The 21,751-nt window shown below is 72.2% G+C and carries 21 protein-coding genes; 6 read left to right on the top strand and 15 right to left on the bottom strand.

Features of this window, described 5'->3' with window-relative positions:
- Positions 1-380: 380 nt before the first annotated feature.
- From ACS04_RS34195 to ACS04_RS38520, 7 genes are all read right to left on the bottom strand, one after another.
- Complete coding sequence (locus tag ACS04_RS34195; protein WP_048480770.1) at positions 381-1,136, bottom strand: ZIP family metal transporter; 756 nt, start codon at positions 1,134-1,136, stop codon at positions 381-383.
- A 131-nt stretch (positions 1,137-1,267) separates the two neighbouring features.
- On the bottom strand, positions 1,268-1,702 hold the full coding sequence (locus ACS04_RS34190) for an SsgA family sporulation/cell division regulator (RefSeq protein WP_053081106.1): 435 nt from the start codon (positions 1,700-1,702) through the stop codon (positions 1,268-1,270).
- Between the two features lie 63 nt (positions 1,703-1,765).
- Complete coding sequence (locus ACS04_RS34185) at positions 1,766-2,833, bottom strand: helix-turn-helix domain-containing protein (RefSeq protein WP_245236693.1); 1,068 nt, start codon at positions 2,831-2,833, stop codon at positions 1,766-1,768.
- Positions 2,834-3,090: 257 nt separating this feature from the next.
- A complete protein-coding gene (locus ACS04_RS34180; RefSeq protein WP_048480904.1) occupies positions 3,091-3,687 on the bottom strand; it encodes an NADPH-dependent F420 reductase in 597 nt (198 codons plus the stop codon).
- 68 nt (positions 3,688-3,755) lie between these two features.
- Entirely contained in the window at positions 3,756-4,574 is an 819-nt protein-coding gene (locus tag ACS04_RS34175; protein WP_048480769.1) for an inositol monophosphatase family protein, read from the bottom strand.
- 64 nt (positions 4,575-4,638) lie between these two features.
- Complete coding sequence (locus ACS04_RS34170; RefSeq protein ID WP_107438794.1) at positions 4,639-6,144, bottom strand: GMC family oxidoreductase; 1,506 nt, start codon at positions 6,142-6,144, stop codon at positions 4,639-4,641.
- Positions 6,145-6,499: 355 nt separating this feature from the next.
- Positions 6,500-6,655 (bottom strand): hypothetical protein, encoded by a 156-nt coding sequence (locus ACS04_RS38520; RefSeq protein ID WP_158977804.1) that lies wholly within the window; start codon positions 6,653-6,655, stop codon positions 6,500-6,502.
- Between the two features lie 43 nt (positions 6,656-6,698).
- Between ACS04_RS38520 and ACS04_RS37160 the strand changes: the two genes are divergently transcribed.
- Together ACS04_RS37160 and ACS04_RS34165 are read left to right on the top strand one after the other, a co-directional pair.
- Positions 6,699-6,872 (top strand): CsbD family protein, encoded by a 174-nt coding sequence (locus ACS04_RS37160; protein ID WP_078865644.1) that lies wholly within the window; start codon positions 6,699-6,701, stop codon positions 6,870-6,872.
- A gap of 362 nt (positions 6,873-7,234) precedes the next feature.
- Complete coding sequence (locus tag ACS04_RS34165) at positions 7,235-7,573, top strand: STAS domain-containing protein (protein ID WP_063839345.1); 339 nt, start codon at positions 7,235-7,237, stop codon at positions 7,571-7,573.
- 224 nt (positions 7,574-7,797) lie between these two features.
- Here ACS04_RS34165 and ACS04_RS34160 read toward each other — a convergent pair whose 3' ends face one another.
- Positions 7,798-11,265, bottom strand: a complete 3,468-nt coding sequence (locus ACS04_RS34160) for an ATP-binding protein (RefSeq protein ID WP_245236692.1) — start codon at positions 11,263-11,265, stop codon at positions 7,798-7,800.
- A 187-nt stretch (positions 11,266-11,452) separates the two neighbouring features.
- Here ACS04_RS34160 and ACS04_RS34155 point away from each other — a divergent pair, with 187 nt between their 5' ends.
- Together ACS04_RS34155 and ACS04_RS34150 are read left to right on the top strand one after the other, a co-directional pair.
- Entirely contained in the window at positions 11,453-12,157 is a 705-nt protein-coding gene (locus tag ACS04_RS34155) for a hemerythrin domain-containing protein (protein WP_245236691.1), read from the top strand.
- Positions 12,158-12,475: 318 nt separating this feature from the next.
- The gene (locus ACS04_RS34150) at positions 12,476-12,937 is read left to right on the top strand and encodes a DUF3592 domain-containing protein (RefSeq protein ID WP_048480766.1); all 462 of its coding nucleotides are present in this window, start codon (positions 12,476-12,478) and stop codon (positions 12,935-12,937) included.
- A gap of 59 nt (positions 12,938-12,996) precedes the next feature.
- Here ACS04_RS34150 and ACS04_RS34145 read toward each other — a convergent pair whose 3' ends face one another.
- The 3 genes from ACS04_RS34145 to ACS04_RS34135 form a co-directional block, all read right to left on the bottom strand.
- Positions 12,997-14,709, bottom strand: a complete 1,713-nt coding sequence (locus tag ACS04_RS34145; protein WP_048480765.1) for a glycerol-3-phosphate dehydrogenase/oxidase — start codon at positions 14,707-14,709, stop codon at positions 12,997-12,999.
- 37 nt (positions 14,710-14,746) lie between these two features.
- On the bottom strand, positions 14,747-16,264 hold the full coding sequence (gene glpK / locus ACS04_RS34140; protein WP_048480764.1) for a glycerol kinase GlpK: 1,518 nt from the start codon (positions 16,262-16,264) through the stop codon (positions 14,747-14,749).
- Positions 16,265-16,348: 84 nt separating this feature from the next.
- Positions 16,349-17,197 (bottom strand): MIP/aquaporin family protein, encoded by an 849-nt coding sequence (locus ACS04_RS34135; RefSeq protein WP_048480763.1) that lies wholly within the window; start codon positions 17,195-17,197, stop codon positions 16,349-16,351.
- Between the two features lie 210 nt (positions 17,198-17,407).
- Here ACS04_RS34135 and ACS04_RS38515 point away from each other — a divergent pair, with 210 nt between their 5' ends.
- On the top strand, positions 17,408-17,560 hold the full coding sequence (locus tag ACS04_RS38515) for a hypothetical protein (RefSeq protein ID WP_158977801.1): 153 nt from the start codon (positions 17,408-17,410) through the stop codon (positions 17,558-17,560).
- Positions 17,557-18,561 carry a dihydroxyacetone kinase subunit DhaK gene (gene dhaK / locus ACS04_RS34130; protein WP_048480762.1) on the top strand — a complete coding sequence of 335 codons (1,005 nt, stop codon included), beginning with the start codon at positions 17,557-17,559 and terminating at the stop codon, positions 18,559-18,561. The genes ACS04_RS38515 and dhaK overlap by 4 nt, the downstream gene beginning before the upstream one ends.
- A gap of 132 nt (positions 18,562-18,693) precedes the next feature.
- Here the strand turns inward: dhaK and ACS04_RS34125 are convergent, their stop codons facing one another.
- The 4 genes from ACS04_RS34125 to ACS04_RS34110 form a co-directional block, all read right to left on the bottom strand.
- The gene (locus ACS04_RS34125) at positions 18,694-18,918 is read right to left on the bottom strand and encodes a hypothetical protein (protein ID WP_209441840.1); all 225 of its coding nucleotides are present in this window, start codon (positions 18,916-18,918) and stop codon (positions 18,694-18,696) included.
- Between the two features lie 200 nt (positions 18,919-19,118).
- Positions 19,119-19,595 carry a cupin domain-containing protein gene (locus ACS04_RS34120; protein ID WP_048480761.1) on the bottom strand — a complete coding sequence of 159 codons (477 nt, stop codon included), beginning with the start codon at positions 19,593-19,595 and terminating at the stop codon, positions 19,119-19,121.
- 301 nt (positions 19,596-19,896) lie between these two features.
- The gene (locus ACS04_RS34115; RefSeq protein WP_048480760.1) at positions 19,897-20,253 is read right to left on the bottom strand and encodes a hypothetical protein; all 357 of its coding nucleotides are present in this window, start codon (positions 20,251-20,253) and stop codon (positions 19,897-19,899) included.
- 166 nt (positions 20,254-20,419) lie between these two features.
- Positions 20,420-21,751: WD40 repeat domain-containing protein (locus ACS04_RS34110; protein WP_048480759.1), on the bottom strand; the 1,332-nt coding region annotated here is incomplete at its 5' end.

Here is a 21,751-nt window from a genome sequence, read left to right as displayed (position 1 = left end):
CACCTGGTGCCGCCTCTTGTACTCGTCGGCGCGTTCGCAGATCAGGATTATTCGGACGGTTCCGCAGGAGCGCAGGCACGCCTGCGCGAGTTGGGGCCGACGCAAGGTGAACGCGCACGCCTGCGCATGGTCGGTCAGGTGGCATATGGCCTCGTTCGACTCCCCCACCTGGTGTGTTCTTCCGTCAGCGTGTTCCGGGCTTGTCTGCGACGCCGCCGGGGACCTGGCCCGTTTGAAGCTTCCGTCTGGCCGACTCCGCAGGGCGTTCGACGCGAACCCGACCTCGGGGCATCCCGGCACGCGAGGCCGGAGCCCGTGGGAGCCAGCACACGGCCCGGCTCTTCACGGCGTCGGCCGTGATCGTCATCGCCGTCTTCCTTCTACGCCGCGGCACGGGACAGGACGAAGGCCGTCAGGAAGCCCAGGACCGTGGTGAGCCCCGCGAGGAGGTGCGCCTCCTCGAAGGCCTCCGGGATCATGGTGTCCGCGACCATCGCGAGGATCGCCCCGGCGGCCACGGCGGTGATGGCTGCCATCCACGTGCCGGAGACTCCGCCGAGGAAGGCGTAACCGGCCAGCGCCGCGAGCCCGGACACTCCTGCGATGACCGACCAGAGCGTGAAGACGTACGCGCGGCTGCGGCCCGCGCGCTTCATTCCGGCCGCGCTGGCCATCCCCTCCGGCACGTTGCTGATGAAGACGGCCACAACGGTGGCCAGGCCGACGTTTCCCCCACCCAGCAGGCTGGTACCGATGACCACCGACTCCGGGATGCCGTCGAGCAGGGCGCCGAGCGCGATGGCGTTGCCGGATCCGGGCTGCGCGGCTTCCGAGGGCTGGCGGGCGCCCGACCGTTTGCGGTGCCGGGCTCCGCGGCGGGCCAGGTACACGTTGGCCACGGTGTACGCGCTCGCGCCGGCCACCGCCCCGGCGGCGGTCGGCAGGACGCCGCCCTGCCGGTACGCCTCGTCGACCAGCTCGAACGAAACGGCCGAGATGAGCACGCCACTGCCAAAGGCCATGACCAGCGCGATCCACTGAGCGGGGACCCGGAACAACGTCCCGACGGCCGCGCCCACCAGTAGGGCCGCTCCCGCAAACAGCCCCCACCCACCGGCAATCAGCGCACCCGCCATGACCTGCTCCCCAGCCCTCGCTGCCCGTCGTCACGCCCGAACCTGCCCCGAGAACGAAAGTCAACCCTCCCCCGCCCGGCCGGCCGGGCCGTGTTCCGGCGCGCGTTTCGGGGGCGGGTTCCAGCCCTCCGTCAGCGGTCGGCCAGTAGCTGGTCCAGAAGCGTCCAGTCCAGGTGGTCTTCTTCGGTCCCGGGCGGGACCAGGAGGCAGGTGGTCATCAGCCAGGCGGACATCTGCATCCGATCCAGACTGAGGAGGGCGTCTTCGCCCTCGGGTCCCAAGCGCAGCCACACGACACCGTCGGGGGTGGCAGCGGAAGCGGGCCAGACGGTCACGTCTCCTGAGCCCGCCGGGGCGCGGGTGCCGGCGATCAGCACGTCCCGGCCCAGCTTCCAGACGACGTCGCCGTTCGTGGGGCTGTGAAAGGTGGCTTCGACGCACAGCGGGTCTTCGCGGCGGTAGAGGAAGGTGACGGGAACCGGTGTGGGCCGGTGGCCACGGGGGTCGTATTGGCGGGCGACGGTGCACCAGCGGCGCGCGGCGTCGGAGCTGGAAGTGGTCTGCACGTCATCGACTCCTGTTGGGGGGGGTGGGGCGTAGGGCGCAGGGGGGCGCTCGTGCTGCCGCGTCTACCCCCCGTTCGACCTGCGAAGCGGGGTCCCACCGGGGCCAACTGAGTGAAGTCGGTCGGAACCGGGGCGCCCGGTGCCGTGGGCGGCCCCTTCGGTCGAGCGGGCGTACTCGGTGGGAGTCTGACCGAAGTGCTTCTTGAAGGCGCGGGTGAAGTGGCTGCCGTCCGCGAACTGCCAGTGTGCGGCGAGTTCCGAGATGCTCAGGCGACCCGACGGCGCGCTGAGGGCGAGCCGGGCCTCATGCAGTCGCCGGTGGCGGATGTAGGTGCCCACCTGCTCGCCCACCGCGGCGAATGCCCGGTGCAGCGTACGGACGGAGACGTTGAGCTCACGCGCGAGCATCGCCGGCGAGAGTTCGGCATCGGCGAGCCGACGGTCCGCGAGGTCCTTGGCCGCCTGAGCGAGGGCGGGAGCCAGCCGGGGTTCCACATCGTCGAACCGGCCCTTCGCCACCGCCTTGGCCAACTCGATCAAGGTGCCCTGGGCAGCTTCCACACCGGCCGGGCCGAGGTCGGCCACGGTTTTGTGGATCATGTCCGTAAGGGCCGTCAGCAAGCGCATCTCGGCCGAGGCCGCCGGCCCGGTGACGGCCCGGTTCCCGAGGAGGGGTTTGAGCTCGCCGGGCGGCAGGACAAGGAACTTCGCCGTGAGATCCGCCGACGTCTCGAAGGCGGTCAGGCGCCCGAGGTGCCGGACGAGGAACTGCCCGGCCGACACCGTCTGGTCGCCGTACCCGGGCGCGCTGCCCAGAGTCCACGCCCCGCGCCGCACTACGTACATGGCCACCAGGTCCTGGTCGCCGCCCGGAACGTCCGCGGTCCGGGTTGCCGACGCGGCGTGAAGATCGGCGATCGCCGCGCCGTGCACCTTGGTCACGTTGCCCTTGACCCGGAAGTCGCCGATCGTGTCCGGGCTGAAGGCCGGCAGTTGGAAGACGTCGTCGCCGATCTGCGTCTGCCACCCGCGCCGGAAGGCGTCGAGGCCCCGCCGTGCGGCGCCCGGGCCGGTCGAGTCCACCGCGAACACCCCGCGCGCGCTGTCGCCTCCCGCTCCAGTACTGCGCATCCCTGTCCGATCCCCCGTCATCCTTGCTTGCACGCCGACCAGTGGTGATCGTGTTCCGTAGGACGTCGCCACGGCTCATGGGAGCACCGTGCCAATCTTCCTACGGGCTGCGCACAGGGATGCGGTCGAGGGGCGGAGCTGATGCTGCCGGACCGGCGAGATGGGCTGACCGTCCGATGATCCACCGAGCGCGCCGGCGGAAATGCGTCGATGCCGGCGCCTGCTCCGGTCACCCCTGGGCCGGCGCGGCTCGGCAGTCAGCGGGCGATCGAGATCGCGAAGGGGGTGAATCCGGTGGCGCGGATGACGTGCGGTACGAACAGGATCGCGGCTTCCGTGGCGCGGGCGGTCCGAATTCCTCCGAGGTCGGTGATCCAATCCTTCTGCCATCCAAGGTCGATGAGCATTTCGCGGACGGTCTGCTTGGCGTGCGCGTCCTCGCCGGAGAGGAACGCGGTGGGTGGCTGCGTGAGCGTGGTCGGGGCAGTCATCACCGGGAAGAGCATGGTGTTGAGGGTCTTGACGACGTGCGTTTCGGGGAGGGCTTCCTGGAGCCGCTCGGCAAGGCTGGAGCCGTGGTAGATCAGGTCTTCGGGCAGGCCGTCCGTACCGTCGGTGGTGGCGTTGGAGACGTCGACGAGGATTTTGCCGTGCAGTTCCTCACGCAGGGCGGCGAGGCGTTCCAGGGAGCCCGCGCCCGGAGTGGCGTTGATGACGATCCGAGCTTCCCGGGCCGCGTGCGCGGCGGCGCCCGGCGCGCGGTCCACCACCGTCACCTCGTGCCCTGCCCGGCTGAGGGCTGTGGCCAGGTTGCCGCCGACGCGGCCGTTTCCGAGAACTGCGATTGTGGTCATGGTGATCCGGTCTTTCCGTTCGTGCATGGGGTGGTGCGTGTCAGCGGGTGCGGGTCGGCGTGTGTGGGTCAGCCTGAGAGGGTGGCGACGGCCTCGGCGTGGACGCCGGGTGCGGCGGCCAGGAAGCTGTTGCTCTCGGGGGTCCAGGGGCGGCCTTCGGCGTCGGAGATCCGTCCGCCGGCCTCGGTGACGAGCAGCGCCCCGGGGAGCAGGTCCGCGCGAGCCCCGGCGAACTGCCAGAAGGCGTCGGTCCTGCCGGCGGCCACGTTCGCCAGGTGCAGGGTGGCGGGGACGGAGGTGCGGACGACGAGGGCGTCGAAGAGCATCGCGGTGATCGAAGCGCCGACGCGCCGTACGACCTCCTCGTTCTCGTCGGGCCGGGCCTGGCTGGTGGCGACGATGCTCAGGCCGAGATCCGCGGTCTGCGAGACGTGCAAGGGGCGGCCATCGAGGTGGGCGCCGGCTCCGGCGAGCGCGGTGTAGGTCTCGCCGGTCAGCGGCAGGTGGACCACGGTCAGGACGGGCCGGTTCTCCCGTACGAGGGTGGCGGTGACCGCCCATTCCGGCAGCGCGTGCAGGTGGTTGACATTGCCCTCGGCCGGATCCACCACCCACCACTCGCCGGGCGGCAGCGCCCCGCCGTCGAGTTCGTCCTCCACCCAGCCGGCGTCCGGGCGCAGCTGCGCGAGCCGAGGGCGCAGGATGTCGAGGGCCGTGTCGTCGTTGACGGCGAGCGCGCTCATCAGCTCCTCGCGCGTCTCGTAGCGGACGACGTCGCCGAAGCGCTCGCGCAGCGCCGAACCCGCTGCGCGCACGGCGATCGCGGTGTGGTCCAGCAGGTCGGCGTCGGACTTGGCGACATCAGTGGTCTGAAGTGTTTCGGGCATGGTGGTACTCCGTTTGACCGGGGGGGTGAGGGCTTGGGGAAGCGCAGTGGGCGCTGACGAGGGCTCAGGCGAGCAGCTCGGCGGCCCGTTCGGCGATGGCGTAGACGGTCGCGTTGGCGTTGGCCGACGGGATGGACGGCATCACCGAGGCATCGGCGACCCGCAGTCCCTCCAGCCCATGGACGCGAAGGGTGGCAGGGTCGACGACGGCGTCGGCGTCGGTTCCCATGCGGCAGGTGCCTGTGAAGTGGAAGTAGGGGCCGGTGGCCTTGCGGATGAACTCGTCCACGGATTCGCCGCTCGTCGCGGAGCCCGGCACCGCTTCCTGCTTGCGCCAGTCGGCGAACGCGTCGGCCTCCCCGATGCGGCGTGCCAGGGCCAGGCCCTTGCGCATGACCGCCAGATCGCGGTCATCACTCAGGTATCCGGGATCGACTACGGGCGCGCCGGCGGGGTCGGCGTCCGCGAGGCGCACGGTGCCGCTGCTGTGCGGCGCCATCGCGGAGAAGGCGATGGAGTAGCCGTTGGCCGGCGCCCGGCCCCAAGGCGAGGGGAGCGGTGCGGCGACGACGTAGACCTGAAGGTCCGGGCGGGCCGCGGCGGCATCGCTGTACAGCAGGCCCATCATCTCGGCCGGCGGATTTCCTGGAACGAACGGTACGGGCCGCATGGCCTCGTACACCACGCCCGCCAAGGGATGGTCCTGCAGGTGCGAGCCCACTCCCGGCAGGTCAGCGACGACGTCGATGCCGTGTTCGTCGAGGTGGCGGGCGGGGCCGATCCCGGACAGCATCAGAAGGTGTGCGGAACCTATGGCCCCCGCGGTCAGTACCACCTCGGCACTCTCGACGGACACTTGCCGGCCGCCCTTGACGTACTCGACGCCCGTGCAGCGGCCCGCGGCGGTGCGCAGCCGCTGCACGGTCGCGTCGGTGACGACGTCGAGGTTCGGGCGGTCGAAGTACGGACGGATGTAGGCGTCGGCGGCGCTCTGTCGGGCGCCGCCGGGCAGGTTCATGTCGCTCCACCCGAATCCGGTCTCCAGCCCGCCGCCGATGTCATCCGCGCGTGGGAACCCGGCCTGGGCCGCTGCGTCGATGCCGGCCATGGCCAGGGGGTGGGGTTCCGGCACCGGGGCGACCACGACCGGCCCGTCCGTGCCCCGGAGGGAAGCGTCACGATTGCGAGTGTTCTCGCTGCGGCGGAAGTAGGGCAGCAGATCGTCGAAAGCCCAGCCCGGTGCGCCGAGTCCGGGCCATTCGTCGTATCCGGAGCGGTGTCCGCGCAGGTGGTATAGGCCGTTGATGCTCGACGATCCGCCGAGCGCCTTGCCGCGCAGCACGTCAGCGGCCCTGCCCGTACCGGCCTGTACGGTCGAGGCGCTCAGCCAGAGGGATGACGGGTCGAACCCCAGGAATCCCCAGGGAGATGCCATCGCGTCGGTCGCGTCGCGTGCGCCCGCTTCCAGCAACAGCACCCGTACATCGGGGCGTTCCGAGAGCCGGGAGGCGATCACGCACCCCGCTGTACCCGCTCCCACCACGACATGGTCGTAAAGCCTCTTGCCCATCATGTCTCCGCTTCCCACGGCAGCACTGTCCGACTGCCGGGCTTCAGAAAGCAGCTCTCGGACGATCGAAGAGCTGCCTACGTTCATGCACTGAAGGGGGCGAAAAGTGGGGACGGTCTCTTCACGCGCCCCTCTGGCTGCCCCGTCCGGGCTCAGCCCGGGTTTCCCTCTGCCGTCGAGCTTAGGAAGCCGCCACGGCGCGCACTTGGACCACCGCGACATCCGTTCGGAACCTCAGCGCCATACGACGACAACGAGCCCTTGCCGCGTACGTTCACGGGGGAAGGGCAGCGGTGGCGAGACGAGCCGACCCCGAGGGGGCGGGCCACAGGCGTACGGCCTGGGGTCTGTACGGCTACCCGCGGTACGAGCGGCCATTGCCGCCCTTCGGACGGGCAACGAGCTCGATCAGCCACAGCGCCGGCACCAGCACCCCGATCGCGACCCACCAGAGGTCGCCACGAGACACCCGCACGCCGCCAAGAGGTTTGAAGCCGGCCATCGCGAGCACGGGAGTGTCACGACCAAATCCGGTACATCACGAGGAGGTCCCCATGTCGGGCACCGAGAAGACCAAGGCACACACCGAACAGGCCAAGGGCAAGGCCAAGGAAGCCCTCGGCCGGGCCCTCGGCAACCAGCGGATGACTGCCGAAGGCCACGCCGACCAGGCCAAGGGCAACGCCCGGCAGGCCAAGGAGAACGTCAAGGACTCCTTCCGCCACTGACCACCCGCCAGCGGCTACGACAAGCGGCCGCGGCACCCGCTGGGCCCCGACCCCTCCCCCGGGTCGGGGCCCAGCCACGTCCGCCGGCGAGCACGCGCCACCATGCGCTCACGCCGACCAGGGCAACGACGGACGGCAGCCCGTCGGGCATGTGCCGACAGCGCCGACCGGCTCGGAGCCGGCATGACAGAGCTGCGCCACGCCGCGAGCACGGCGTGACCAACTCCCCAATCGCCAGCCTGTGTCACCAGACGTACGGTCGCTGACCCGACATGATCAACCGACCGCACTACACACACAGATGTTCCAAGGACTTGATCCGCTCCTGCCTCCGCGGCCCTGCCCGTCGCATAGTGGACGGCATGGGAGATCAAGAAGACAACGACCCCGGCATGCGGCTGGAGGCCCGTGGCCGGCGGGTTGTGGTGCGCGTCGGCGGTGAGATGGACATCGACCGGGCTCCGATGCTGCGCGCCGCCCTGCACGCCGCGATCACCCAGGAGGGCGGACCGGCCGAGATCGTCGTGGACGTCGCCGCCCTGTCCTTCTGCGACTCGGCGGGCCTCAACGCGTTCATCAGCGCCCGGCGCACCGCGGGTGAGCACGGCCGCAGCATCAGCCTGCGCAACCCCACACCCCAGTTCCGGCGGTTACTCAAACTCACCGGAGCCGAAGGCCTGTTCTCCATCACCCAGATCTGACCCCGGCACCCGCCCGCCCGCCACCGGATGGGCGACGTGGGCGTGCACGGCACGCGGGTAGCGTCGAAATGGTCTCGCGGCCCGCGCCGGCATCAGCGCGACCAGGGGGCGCAGGGCGCTTCAAGGCCACGCCGCACGCCGCCTCAGCGGCAGCGTCCTACGAGACGTCGACGGTATGCGTGACACGTCGACGGCGTGCGTGACGGCCGCGTCCCAGCGGCTCGTCAGGGCACGAAGACGCGGCGTCGCCCCCGTGCCGCGGCCAGTTCCGCGGCGGCGCGGCGGGCCGACGCCGCGTGCAGGGGGGAGTTCCAGGCCAGCGCGACGCGTTCGGCGCGCGCGTACGCGTCGGCCGCCGCCTCCTTCTCGCCGAGCAGGCAGTACAGGTCCCCCAGCGGGTGCGCGAGCGGCCGGGTGGCGTAGGCCACGCCCGCCGCGCCCCCGAACTGGTCCCGCAGCGGCAGCAGATGCCCGACCAGCAAGGCCGCCGTGGTGGTGTCCCTCCAGAGGACGGCCAGTTCGCTGCGGTAGTCCAGTTCGATGCCGTACAGGTGGTCCGTCACCGGCAGGGCCGGGAACCGGATCTCGCGGGCTTCGTCCAGCCGCCCCTGACGGGCCAGGAGGAGGGCGTGCGCCACGGCCACCGGCGCGCCGACCTCCTCGTGCACCTCGCGTACGCTGCGCTCGATGTCCGCCGTCCGCCCCTGGGTGAACCGAATCGTCCACAGACCCAGCGTGCGCGGACCGGTCGCAAGGTGCGCGCCCACCCGCCGGAACAGCTCCTCGGCCTGGGCGTACCGCTCCTCCGCCTCGGTGAACCGTCCCTCGACGGCGGCGAGCATGGCCCGGGTGGTGGCGTTGAGGCCGCGCGCCCAGAGCATGCCGTACCGGTCGGCGAGGTGCAGCCCCTCCGTCGTGTGCCGGCGGACGCCCGCCGGGTCGTTGCGCGTGGCGGCCGTCATGGCGTCCAAGTGCTCGCACACCCACTGGTACGCGGGCAGGTCGTGCTCGGCGGCGAGGAGGCGGAGTCGGGCCACGAGAGCGTCACGTGCCCCGGCCTGCCGTTCGTACGGCAGCAGTTTGGCCGAGGTCATCAGGGCGGAGGCCAGGAGCCGGGGCTCCCCGGAGGAGCCGGCGAGCGCCAGCTGCGCGTCGGCCGCCTCACGGGCGCGCGCGGCGTCCTCACCGGCCACCGCGTCCGCCAGTACCTGGAGCACCCGGGCCCGGGTCGCCCCGTCCAGTGCCCGGTCGCCGGCGAGCCGCTCCAGCCGGGCCAGCGCCGTCCGGTCGAAGAGGCCCTCCAGTCGGCTGCGCCAGGGCGAGGGCTCGGTCCACGCCCCGTAGACCGCGGCGACCAGGTCGTCACGGTTGGCCCGTACCGCCAGGTCCGCGGCCCGCTGCCGGGTGCGGCGCGCCGCGTCGGTGGCGCCGGCGCGGACCTGGGCGCCGAGCAGGCGCACCAGCAGGGCGATGCTCGCGTCGGGATCGGCGTACGGGTCCGCGGTGGCCGCCGCGTGTACGTCGAATGCCTGCGCGAGCAGCCCCACGGCCACGTCGTGCGCGTACCTGCGTTCCGCCTGCTCGGCCGCGCGCAGGGCGTAGTCCACGGCGAGGGGGGCGTTCGCGGACCGGCCGGAGCGGGCGAAGTGGTGGGCCAGCGCCGCCAGATCGTCGGGGCGGTGGCGCCGCAGGACCGCGGCGACGCGGTCGTGCAGCCGGGCGCGGCGCACGCCGGTCAGGTCGGTGTAGACGGTGTCGCGCACCAAGGCGTGTACGAAGCCGACCCGGCCCGGTCCCGGCTCGGTGAGCAGGTCGGCGGCGAGCGCGGCGTCGAGCCCTTCGAGGACCGTTTCCTCGTCCGTGTCGGCCGCCTCCACGAGCAGCGCCGCGTCCGTGTCCGCGCCCATGACGGCCACCAGGCGCAGGGCGGCGAGCGCGGCGTCGGGCAGGAGGGCGAGCCGCCGGCGCAGGACGTCCCGTACGCCCTGGGGGACCTCGGACAGGGCGACCAGGGCGCCTTCGCTGTCCAGGAGGCGGGCGCTCTCCCACACGTAGAACGGGTTGCCGCCGGTGCGCGCGGTGATCGCGGCCACGGTGTCCGGGGAAGCGGGGGTGCGGCAGACCGCGGCGACGACGGTGGCGACGGCGTCGGCCGCAAGCCCGCCCAGCGCGATCCGGTGCGGGGTCCGGGGGGCGAGCTGGGCGAGGGTCTTCGCCAGGCGGTCGCCGACCTCGGCCGGGCGGTAACAGGCGACGGTGAGGAGCGGGACGCCGGTGACCGCGGCGGCTGCCTCCAGCAGCGCCAGCGTCTCCCCGTCGGCCCGGTGCAGGTCCTCCAGGAGCACGGCGAGCGGCCTGCCGTCGGCCGCGGCGGAGAGCCATGCGGCGAACGCCCGGTGCATGCGGAAGCGGCCGGCCGTGGCCTCGTCCCGGGTGGCGGCGGGGGCCGCGTCCGGTTCGTGCAGCAGGACCGCCAGTTCGGCCGGGGCGGCGGGGGGTCCCTGGCGGGCGAGAGCGCCGAGCGCCTCGACCCAGGCCCAGGCCGGGGGCGCACCCTCGTATTCGGGGCAGCGTCCGACCACCACCGTCCAGCCGTCACCGGCCAGCCGGTCGGCGAACCGGGCGAGGAAGGCCGACTTCCCGGCCCCCGCCTCCCCCGTGACCAGCAGCAGTCCTCCGCCCGCCCGTGCGGCACGCGCGGCGGCCTCGGCGGTGCGCAGTTCCCCGGCCCGCCCGAGGAACGGCCGCGCCGCCTCGGACCCGGCCGGCGCCGGTGGCGTCCGTACGACGGCGAGGGCGGGGCCCGGGGTACGGGCAGGGGCAGGGGCAGGGATACGGGCAAGGACAGCGGCCGCGGGGGCCGCGGTTACAGGGACACCGGCCGCATGCGACGCGTCGAGGCCGCCCGCCGGGTCGATGCCCGGTGACACCTCGGCGCGCAGGAGGTCCAGGCGCTGCTCCAGGACGGCTTGTTCGACGCGGGTCAGGACGGGCGACGGATCGCAGCCCAGCTCCTCCCGCAGCACGGCCCGCGCGCGGCGCAGCGCGGTCAACGCGTCCGCCTGGCGTCCGCAGGCCCAGTGCGCGAGCGCGAGCAGCCGCCACCCCTCCTCGCGCAGCGGCTCCGCCTCCACGAGTGCGGCGGCCGCCCGCGCGGCCTCGGCGGGGGGCCCGCTGCGCAAGTCGGCCGCGACGGCGAGCTCGCGGGCATCCGCCAACAGGGCCGTCAGCCGGGCCGCTTCGGGTGCGGCCCACTCCTCGTCGACGTGTTCCTGGAAGGCCGGGCCCCGCCACCAGGACAGCGCCTCGGCCAGCAGCTCCCGCGAGCGCGGGGCGGCTGCCCGCCGGGCCTGCTCCAGCCGGGCTTCGAAGTGCCAGGCGTCCACGGCCTCGTCCGGCAGGCGCAGGGCATATCCCGGCGCACGGGTGACGAGCACGCCGGCGGGGGCGCGCGGCGCCCGTTCCGGTTCCAGGAGGCGGCGCAGGTTGGAAACGTAGGCCTGCAGGGAGGCGCTGGCCTTCGCGGGCGGGGTGCCGCGCCACAGGTCCTCGGCGAGCCGGTCGACCGAGACCACGGCGCCCCGGGCGGCGAGCAGCCCGGCGAGCACGGCCCGCTGCCGGGGAGCTCCCAGGGGGACCGGCATGCCTTCCGTCTCGGCTTCCAGGGGGCCCAGCACTCGTATGCGCAACACGTCGGCGAATCTACCGGAGAAGACCGGGACGATCACTGGACGACGGTTAAACGCACCTGCTCAGAGGGGTTTCGCGGGGGGCGGAGGCCACGGCCAAGCCAGCGCCAAGTGGAGCGCAGTGGACGCCAAGCGGCGCTCCGTACGCTGCTCCCGCCCGTTCCGCCATCGATCACCCGGAGCATCGAGCGTGTCCCACAGCACCACCCCCAGTCCCTCGCCCGGCCGCCCGTACACCCACGAGATGGTCGTCGTGCACCGCGTCTTCAGGCGCGAGTCGGCCCTGCTGCCCCGCCTGGTGCGGGCCGTACCCGAAGGCGCGACGGGGCGGGCAGAGGTCGTCGGCGAGCACCTGGCCGAGTACGTCACGGGGCTGCACCACCACCACACCGTCGAGGACGAGACGATCTGGCCGCTGCTGCGCGAGCGGGCCGAGGCCGTCGCCGAGGGCGCGGACATCGTCGTGCGCATGGAGGAGCAGCACGCTCGGATCGACCGGAGCCTGGCCGAGGTCACCGACCGCGCGCCCGCCTGGCAGCGGAGCCCCGACCGGGCGACCACCGAGGAGCTCGCAGGGGCTCTGGAGCAGCACCGGCACGCGCTCCTGGAACACCTCGACGACGAGGAACGCCTGGTCCTGCCCCTGGTGGCGGAGCACCTGACGGTCGCCGAGTGGGACGCGGTGGGCCGCCGGGGCATGGAAACGGTTCCCAAGGACAAGCTCCTGCTCGCCCTCGGCGCCCTCCTCGAGGACGCGGACGCGCAGGAGCGGGCCTACTTCCTGGAGCGGGCACCCCTGATCGGCCGCCTGATGTGGCGGGCCTTCGGCCGCCGCCAGTACACCGCCGCGTGCCGAACCCTGCGCGCCCCGATCGAGGGCGGCACAGCTCGGTGAGCCGCCTCACACCGGCGCCGAGCCGTGGCCTCGTCGCGATGCTCCCCGGCGGGACCTCCCACACGTCCCGGCCGACCGCAGCCGCCCAACCGTCCACGACCTCGCCGCACGCAGGGCAGCCACGCTCGTCAACGGAGCCGCCCACAACCGGACGACCACGCATATCGGCGCAGACGGCAGAATCCGGACCGGGAAACCGGCACTGGTGTGACGAGCGTCCTGACTGGTAGTACTCGAACCGGGGTGCGAGGCTGGCGCGTTGCGTGAGTTCGTCGCGCACCAGTCCCATACGCTCGCTTTCGAACCAAAACAGGTGTCATGTCGTCTTCTTCTGATCTGGGGATCCTTTCCCTCGCCTTTGCCGTGCCGGGTGCCGTGCTCGGTACGGCGTCCTACTGCAAAGTCCGTACGACCCGGCGCCTGCTGCGCGATGGCGCGCGGGCCCAGGGGGTGGTGATCCGCCTTGCGACCATGCGGATGCAGGGCGCGGGCTCTGACGACTCGATCACCATCCGGAGCACCGGGACCACGGCGTACGCCCCGGTCGTCGCCTGGAACACGGCGGACGGCCGCGCCATGGAGACCACGGCGAGCCTGGCCCGCCCGCTCGCCAGGACTCCTGCCGCCGGGACCCGGGTCGAGGTCCGCTACGACCCCGCGGACCCCTCCAAGTGGGTTCTTCCAGCCGGAGGCAACGGCCTGTGGTGGGTGTTCGTCGCACTCGGAGCGCTCTTCACCGTGCTCGGGCTCGGGTTCGGCCTCGGGGCGCTGTACGCGTAGGTGTCCTGACGGCGAGGAGCATCGATACCACCGTTCAGTTCAGTTCAGTTCAGTTCAGTTCAGTTCACCGGGATGATGTCCGGCGCCCCCAGCCGCACGGCGTCGGCCGTCCGGTCGTCCGGCTGCTGTTGGGCCTCGCGCTCCGCGGCCACGCGCTTGAGGTAGTGGTCGACCTCGCGGTCCTGGTGCGCCCCGTCCCATCCCAGGTGGGGCGCCATCAGCTCGGCCACCGTCCGCGCCGCGTCCACCCCGCGGTCCCAGGACTCGATGGAGATACGGGTGCGCCGGGCGAGGACATCCTCAAGGTGGCGGGCCGCCTCGTGGGTCACCGCGTACACGGCCTCGACCCTCAGGTAGTCGTCCGAACTCGGCAGCGCCTCACCGAGCGAGGGGTCTTCCGCCACCAGGGCGAGCAGTTCAGGCGCGAGGGAGCCGTAGCGGTTCAGGAGGTGTTCGATACGGGCGACGTGGAGCCCCGAGCGCTCGGCGAGTCGGTGCCGCGCGTTCCACAGTGCCGGATAGCCGTCGGCGCCCAGCAGCGGAACCCGGTGCGTCACGCAGTCCGGGATCTTCTCGTCCAGGCCGCGAACGGCCTCGTCGACCGCGTCCTTCGCCATCACCCGGTACGTGGTGTACTTGCCGCCCGCCACCACGACCAGCCCGGGCACCGGATGGGCGACGAGGTGCTCCCGGGACAGCTTGCTGGTCTCGGCCGCCTCCCCCGACAACAGGGGGCGCAGGCCCGCGTACACGCCCTCGACGTCCTCGGGGACCAGCGGGGTGGCCAGGACGCTGTTGACGTGTTCCAGCAGGTAGGTGACGTCCTTGGAGCTGAGGGCGGGGTGCGCCTTGTCGAGCGTCCAGTCGGTGTCGGTGGTCCCGATGATCCAGTGCCGGCCCCACGGGATGACGAACAGCACGCTCTTCTCGGTGCGCAGGATCAGACCGGTCCGGGAGTTGATGCGGTCACGGGGGACGAGCAGGTGCACGCCCTTCGAGGCGCGGACGTGGAACTGGCCGCGGGTGCCGGCCATGGCCTGGGTGTCATCCGTCCACACCCCGGTCGCATTGATGACCTGCTTGGCCCGCACCTCCGTCTCGTCGCCGCTCTCCAGGTCGGTGATGACGGCCCCGACCACCCGCTCGCCCTGCCGCAGGAAGCGGCTGACACGGGTGCGGTTGGCGGTCAGTGCGCCGTACGCAGCGGCCGTACGGGCGAGGAAGAGGGTGTGCCGGGCGTCGTCGACCTGGGCGTCCCAGTACTGGATGGCGCCCACCAGGGCGTCGGAGCGCAGGGCGGGCGCCTCGCGCAGGGCCCGGTGCCTGCTCAGGTGGCGGTGGAGGGGCAGGCCTCCGGAGGTGCCGGAGGCCCGCGCCATCGCGTCGTAGAGCAGGACCCCGCTGCCGACGTAAGGACGTTCGGTGACGCGGTGTTGCAAGGGGTAGAGGAACGGCACCGGGCGCACCAGGTGGGGTGCGAGGTACCGGAGCAGGAGACCGCGTTCCCTCAGCGCCTCGGCGACGAGGCGGAAGTCGAGCATCTCCAGGTAGCGCAGGCCTCCGTGGATGAGTTTGCTGGAGCGGCTGGACGTACCCGAGGCCCAGTCGCGGGCTTCGACGAGCCCGACGCTCAGGCCCCGGGTGGCGGCGTCCAGGGCGGCCCCGCAGCCGACGACTCCGCCCCCGACGACGAGGACGTCGAGTTCGCCCCGTCCCATCGCGGCGAGGGCCTGGGTGCGGGCCCGGGGTGAGAGGGCTACCGGATCGACCATGGTCTCCTCCTCGGTGTCTCGGGCCCGCGGCCGGAACCTACTCGACCTTGGCCCAGTCGAGCGTGCGCTCCACCGCACGCTTCCAGCCCTCGTAGCCCTCGGTGCGCCGTTCCTCGGACCACGCGGGCTCCCAGCGCTTGGACTCCTGCCAGTGGGTGCGCAGTTCGTCCGTGTCCCGCCAGAAGCCGGTGGCGAGCCCGGCCGCGTAGGCGGCGCCGAGCGCGGTCGTCTCGGCGACGACGGGGCGGCTGACCGGTACGCCGAGGACGTCGGCCTGGGTCTGCATGCACAGGTCGTTGGCGGTGACTCCGCCGTCGACCTTGAGCACGTCGAGGTGGACGCCGGAGTCCTGCTCCATGGCTTCCACCACGTCCCGGGTCTGGTAGCAGATGGCCTCCAGGGTGGCCCGCGCCAAGTGTCCGTTGTCGTGGTAGCGGGCGAGCCCGACGATCGCGCCGCGGGCGTCGGAGCGCCAGTACGGGGCGAACAGGCCGGAGAAGGCGGGGACGAAGTAGATGCCGCCGCTGTCCTCGACGGTTTTCGCCAGCCGCTCGCTCTCGGCGGCGTTACTGATGATCTTCAACTGGTCGCGCAGCCACTGCACGGCGGATCCGGTGACCGCGATGGATCCTTCGAGGGCGTAGATGGCGGGGCTGTCGCCGAACTGGTACGCCACCGTGGTCAACAGGCCGTGCTGCGAGCGGACCAGTTCCGTGCCGGTGTTGAGCACGAGGAAGTTGCCGGTCCCGTACGTGTTCTTCGCCTCGCCGGGCGCGTAGCAGACCTGCCCGACCGTGGCCGCCTGCTGGTCGCCGAGGACGCCGGTGATGGGGATGGCCCCGCGCAGCGGCCGGGAGGTGCGGGTCTTGCCGTAGGCCTCCGGGTGGGACGACGGGTTGATGGTGGGCAGCATGGAGCGGGGGATGTTGAAGAAGCCCAGCAGTTCGTCGTCCCAGTCGAGGGTTTCCAGGTCCATGAGCATGGTGCGGCTGGCGTTCGTGACGTCGGTGGCGTGGACGCCGCCGTCGGGACCGCCGGTGAGGTTCCACAGCACCCAGCAGTCGGTGTTGCCGAAGAGGGCGTGGCCCTGCTCGGCGGCCTCCCGGACGCCGTCGACGTTCTCCAGGATCCACTGGATCTTGCCGCCGGAGAAGTACGTGGCCGGGGGCAGTCCCGCCTTGCGGCGGATGATCTCGCCCTGGCCACCGCGCTCCAGTGCGGCGGCGATGGAGTCGGTACGGGTGTCCTGCCAGACGATGGCGTTGTAGTAGGGGCGTCCCGTGCGGGGGTCCCAGACGACGGTCGTCTCGCGCTGGTTGGTGATGCCTACGGCCGCCAGGTCGGAGGCCTCCAGGTTTCCGTGCCGGAGGGCGTTCTGAATCACCGAGTTGGTGCGCTCCCAGATCTCCACCGGGTCGTGTTCGACCCACCCCGAGCGCGGAAGGATCTGGTTGTGCTCCAGCTGGTGCCGCGCCACCTCGTTGCCGGCGTGGTCGAAGATCATGAAACGGGTGCTCGTGGTCCCCTGGTCCACTGCGCCGACGAAGTCAGCCATGGGGTGCCGCCTTCCTTTGGGATGCCGTGCGTGGGGGCCGGCGTCCGGGACGGGACGGGCGGTGTCCGCCCGTCCCGGATCCGGTCAGCTCTCGTCCGGTGCCGGTACGCGTCCGGGAGGTTCCGGTTCCGCGGTCGGCAGGAACCTGCCGATGAGCAGCTTGTAGATGCCCGCTCCGAGCAGACCTCCGATGAACGGTCCGATGATCGGCACCCAGAAGTAGAGGTTGCCGTATTGATCTCGCCATGCCGTGCCGTATCCGGTGAAGAAGCTGGCCAGGCGGGGGCCGAGGTCACGGGCCGGGTTGATCGCGTACCCGGCGTTGGTGCCCCAGGCCATGCCGATCGCCACGACGATCAGGCCGACGATGAACGGGGCGAGGTTGGCCCCGGGAGGCGTGCCCAGCAGGTCGGTGACCGCGAAGATCAGCAGGAGCAGGATCGCGGTGCCGATGATCTGGTCGCGCAGGGCGCCCCACTCGTGCACCGGCAGGTTCGGGTTGCCGTTGGCCGGGAGCGTGGAGAAGACGCCCTGCGTCTTGATGGTGTGGCCGGGGTCTGCCTTGGCCAGCGCCTCGGAATAGTTCCAGCGGACGATCAGTGCCGCGACGAAGGCCCCGGCGAGCTGGGCCAGCGCGTAGGGGGCCACCCGCTTCCACGGGAAGCCCTTGAAGGCGGCGAGGGCGAGGGTCACCGCCGGGTTGAGGTGGGCGCCGCTCAGCCTCGCCGCGACGTAGACGCCCAGGGTCACGCCGAGACCCCAGGCCCAGGCGATGCTGTCGTGGTTTCCGAGGCCGCCAGGGGGGTCCGTGAGGGCTCCGCCGGCGACGACCTGGGCCACCACACCACAGCCGAAGAGTATGAGGATCATGGTGCCGGCGAATTCAGCCGAGAGTTCGCCGATCAGCCCTGACGCTTTGAGGCGCTCTTTCATGGGTGCCCGCTTCCCGCCCGTCCGAAGACCGGCATTCGACTGCCCCGAGCCCCCCGGGATCAGCGTAAGGCGGCTCACCCGTCCCGGAAAGCGGGCTGGTCCCGTCCCTCTGATGGAGTAGTCCGCGGGTGCGGCGGCCGGGGTCCCCGGCGGGGCGTCGTCCGAGCTCTCGCGGATCTCCGGGGCCCGGCAGCACACTGTTCGTAGGGCGTGCCCGCGCGGACGCGCCTGCCCGGCACGCAGCGCTCGGTGATCCTGATCCTGATCCTGATCCTGATCCTGATCCTGATCCTGGTCGCGATCCCGATCCGGGAGGGCGCCCGGGCCGCTCACCGCCGGCTCCGACCGGGAGGCACACGATGAAGATGTTGATCAACAGTCCGCAGACCGTGGTCGCGGACGCCCTGCGAGGACTGGCCGCGGCCCATCCGGAACTGGACGTGGACGCCGAAGCGCGGGTCGTCGTACGGCGGGACGCGCGCCAGGGCGGGCGGGTCGGACTCGTCTCCGGTGGCGGCTCCGGGCACGAGCCGCTGCACGCCGGATTCGTCGGACCCGGCATGCTGTCGGCGGCTTGCCCGGGCGAGGTGTTCACCTCCCCGGTTCCCGACCAGATGCTGCGGGCGGCCAAGGCCGTGGACTCCGGCCAAGGGGTGCTGTTCGTCGTCAAGAACTACACCGGGGACGTGCTGAACTTCGACATGGCCGCCGAGCTCGCCGAGGAGGACGGCATCCAGGTCGATCGGGTGCTGGTCAACGACGACGTGGCGGTCACCGACAGCCTGTACACCGCCGGGCGTCGCGGTACGGGAGCCACGCTCTTCGTCGAGAAGATCGCCGGTGCGGCGGCGGAGGAAGGCGCGTCGCTGGCGCAGGTCGCGGCGGTCGCCCGGCGGGTCAACGAGGCCTCGGGCAGCTTCGGCGTGGCGCTGAGCGCCTGCACCACCCCCTCGAAGGGCACCCCCACCTTCGACCTGCCCGACGGCGAGCTGGAGCTGGGCATCGGCATCCACGGCGAGCCGGGCCGGGAGCGCCGTCCGATGATGCCGGCCGGCGAGATCGCGGAGTTCGCCGTCGGCGCGGTACTGGACGACCTGGCAACCTCCGCCCCGGGCGACGGACCGGTGCTGGCCCTGGTGAACGGGATGGGCGCGACGCCGCTGCTGGAGCTGTACGGCTTCCACGCGGAGGTGGCCCGGGTGCTGGCCGCTCGGGGCGTCCCGGTGGCCCGGGCCCTCGTGGGGAACTACGTCACCTCGCTGGACATGGCCGGGTGCTCCGTCACGCTGTGCCGGGCCGACGAGGAGATGCTGCGGCTGTGGGACGCGCCGGTGCAGACGGCTGCGCTGCGCTGGGGCCGCTGACCACTCGGCCGTGCCTGCCCCGTGCCGAGCGGACCGGAGCCGGGCACGGCCGCGCGGGCGCCGTACGGGCGCGGTGTACGGGTCGTACGGGCGCGGTGTGCGGGTCGTACGGGCGCCGTATGCGCCTCGCGCTCAGACGGGCTGTGTGGCGAAGAGCTCCAGGTGGCCGCAGTTCGGGCAGCGGTACGCGTCGATCTGGCGGCGGGGGCGGCCCATCCTCTTGGCGCCGCCCAGCAGACCTCGCTCTAGCGGCCCGGCTATCCAGCGCGCATAGCCGCGGGAGCCGTCGCCGCTGTCCTCGACGAAGCCCTGCTCGATGCCGATGGTTCCGCAGTACGTGCACTTGACTTCGCTCACGGGCCGATTGTAGGTGCGTCGTACCGGCCCGTGGGCTCGATACTCGAACTGCACGTTCGACTCCGGGCCCGCCCCTCTTGCGGCCCCGGAGCACGGCTCCTGGCTGTGCCGGTCGGGCAGGAACCCGCAAGACGCTGTTCAACGCCCAAGCGGAACCCCCGGGTAGGGGCCGGAGGTTCGCTATCGCCTGCGTTCGCTGGTCAGGCGTGCTTGTCCGACGGCTGCCGTACGGGCTGCACCGACCAGCTCGGCGGTTCGTCGTCGCCCGAGTCCTCGTCGCGCTCGGCGTCGGCGGCCGTCTCATGGACCTTGCCCGGCGCGTGGTGGACCGGCGCGTAAACGGCGTAGAGCTGTAGGGGCTCGTCACCGATGTTGGTGACGTTGTGCCAGGTGCCGGCGGGCACGAAGATCGCCCATCCGTCCTCGACCTCCCGGTCGAAGTCGAGTTGGTCCTTCGTGCGGCCCATCTGAACGCGGCCCCGGCCCGCGTCCAGACGTAGGAACTGGTCTGTCTCCGGGTGCGCCTCCAGGCCGATGTCCTCGCCCGCCGGGATCGACATGAGGGTCAGCTGGAGGTACTTCCCGGACCAGGCGACCGCGCGGTAGTTCGAGTTCTCGAGCGTCGCCTTCTCAAGGTCGAAGCTTTGCGGTTCCGGCCCGATGTCCTTGATGGTCACACTTCTCTCCCGGTCGACAAAGGCGTTACGCGGCACGCGGCTGCGGTATTGCGGCAACTCACCTCAACACTCTCAGAGCCCTGGGCACTTCCGGTCGCAAACACGCGAGCCGATCCCAGGTGTCGTCCGGCGAACTGCTCCGCGGTCGGGCGGGTCGCGGCCAAGAGGCGGTCACCATCGGCGTCCAGAGCCCCCGGAGTGCGGAGGCCTCGTCCGCGGAGCGGTGGCCGCACGCGCCGGCTCCCGGCCCCCGGAGTCGGGGACCGGGAGCCGGGAGGCGGGAGGCGAGCCGGTGGGACCGTCAGCAGTGGCCGACGCTGGTCTGGCCGGCCACCAGCGACGAGTGGACGTAGCCGGTCCCCACGTAGCTGGAGACGCGGAACCAGCGGTTCGAGGCGTAGTTCGAGCTCGGCGGGTAGACCCACTGGCTGTCGGTCCAGCACAGCATCGTGACGCCGGTCCCGTTGGACAGGTAACCGAGCGAACCGCACCCGGTGTTGGCGCAGGTGCGTTCGTTCGCCCCGCCGCTGTTGGACGAGATGTAACTGCCGGCCGCGTCGGCGCCGCCGGCGCCGGCGAGCAGACCGGTCAGGGCGACGGCGGCCGCGGCGGCGGCGAGTCCGGCTCGGGACCGCAGGGTGGTGGACGTCTTGCGCATCGTCGTTCTCCTCGGAGACTCGCGGTGGTGTGGAGCGCCCCGGCCGATCCGGCGGCGCTCCACCAGGGAGCCATCCCGACGGCGGCCGGGGGAAGGAATCGAGCGCGGCTCGACCAGACCCGTACGGTGGTCCGTACAACTCCGTACAGGCCGGCCGCCTGGCCCTTCACCTGCACGGCGGCGCGTACGGCAGTCCGGGGACGAGCTGGGCCCACTCCTGAGCGGTGATGACCGTCCCCGCGCGCTCGCACAGCCTCCGGGCGATCTCCTCCTCGTCGCGGGACCACAGCAGGGCGGCCGGGCCCGCGCCGCCGGCCGCGAGGGAGCGGCCGTCCGGGCTGTACGCGACGGCGTACGCCTTCCCGCCGAGCCCGCTCAGTACGGTGCGGGGCCGCGTCCGCCGCGGATCACCGGTGTCCCACAGCCAGACGGTGCCGTCCGTACTGGCCGCGGCGAGGGTGCCGCCCTCCGGGGCGAAGGACAGGGCGTACACGTAGCTGCTCGGGCCCGTCAGGGTCGGCCCGGCGGTGCGCGGGTGGTCCCCGCTCACGTCCCACAGCCACACGTCGCGGTCGGCGGTGCCGGCCGCCAGGATCTTGCTGTCGGGGCTGAACGCGACGGACATGACGTAGCTGCCCGGCCCCCGCAGGGTGGACTCCGGCACCGGGCGGCCGCCGCCCCGCGGGAGCCGCCACAGCAGCACCTGCTTGTCGACCGTGCCGGCGGCGAGCCACCGCCCGTCCGGGCTGAACGCCACCGAATAGACGTAGTTCGTCGGCTCGGACAGTTCCGCCGAGAACTGCGGGTGCGCCGGGTCCGCCGTGTTCCACAGGCGTACGGTCCGGCCCTCGCTGCCCACGGCCAGGATCCGGCCCGTCCGGTCGAAGGCGGCGGACTGGATGGTTCCGGTGCCGCCCGGCAGGGGTTCTCCGTAGGGCACGGCGCGGTCGGGGCGGGAGAGGTCCCACAGCCACAGCTTGCCCTCCCGGCCTCCCACCGCGAGGGTGCGGCCGTCCGGGGTGAAGGAGACCGTCGCCGAGTACCCCGTGGGATTGGTGAGGGGCTGCCCGACCGGGCGCGGGCTCCAGGGGTCGGAGAGGTCCCACAGCTGTACGTCGCGCCCCGCGACGGCGAGCAGCTTCCCGTCCGGCGCGTAGCCGATCGCGTTGACCGTGCCCTGGAAGCCGCGGAGCGGGCGGGGAGGCAGCTGCCACAGGCGTACGGTCCCGTCGGCGGCGGCCGACACCAGCTGTCGGCCGCCGGGATGGAAGGAGAGCGAGGTGACGGGGCCGGGGTGCGGGAACACGCCGGCGAGGACGCGCGTCCTGGCGTCGTACAGGCGCACCTGGTTGTCCGCGCTGCCGGTCGCCAGCCACTGCCCGTCGGGGCTGCAGGCGACGGCGTTGACGTAGCTGGCCGGGCCGTCGGGGGTGGCCGGTGCGCCGCCGATCACGGCGGGCGGGGCGGGGGCGGAGGCAGAAGCGGAGCCGGGGGCGGG

It is taken from the genome of Streptomyces roseus, assembly GCF_001044425.1.
Lineage (GTDB): Bacteria > Actinomycetota > Actinomycetes > Streptomycetales > Streptomycetaceae > Streptomyces > Streptomyces roseus.
This window is presented reverse-complemented; position numbering and strand designations above follow the sequence as displayed.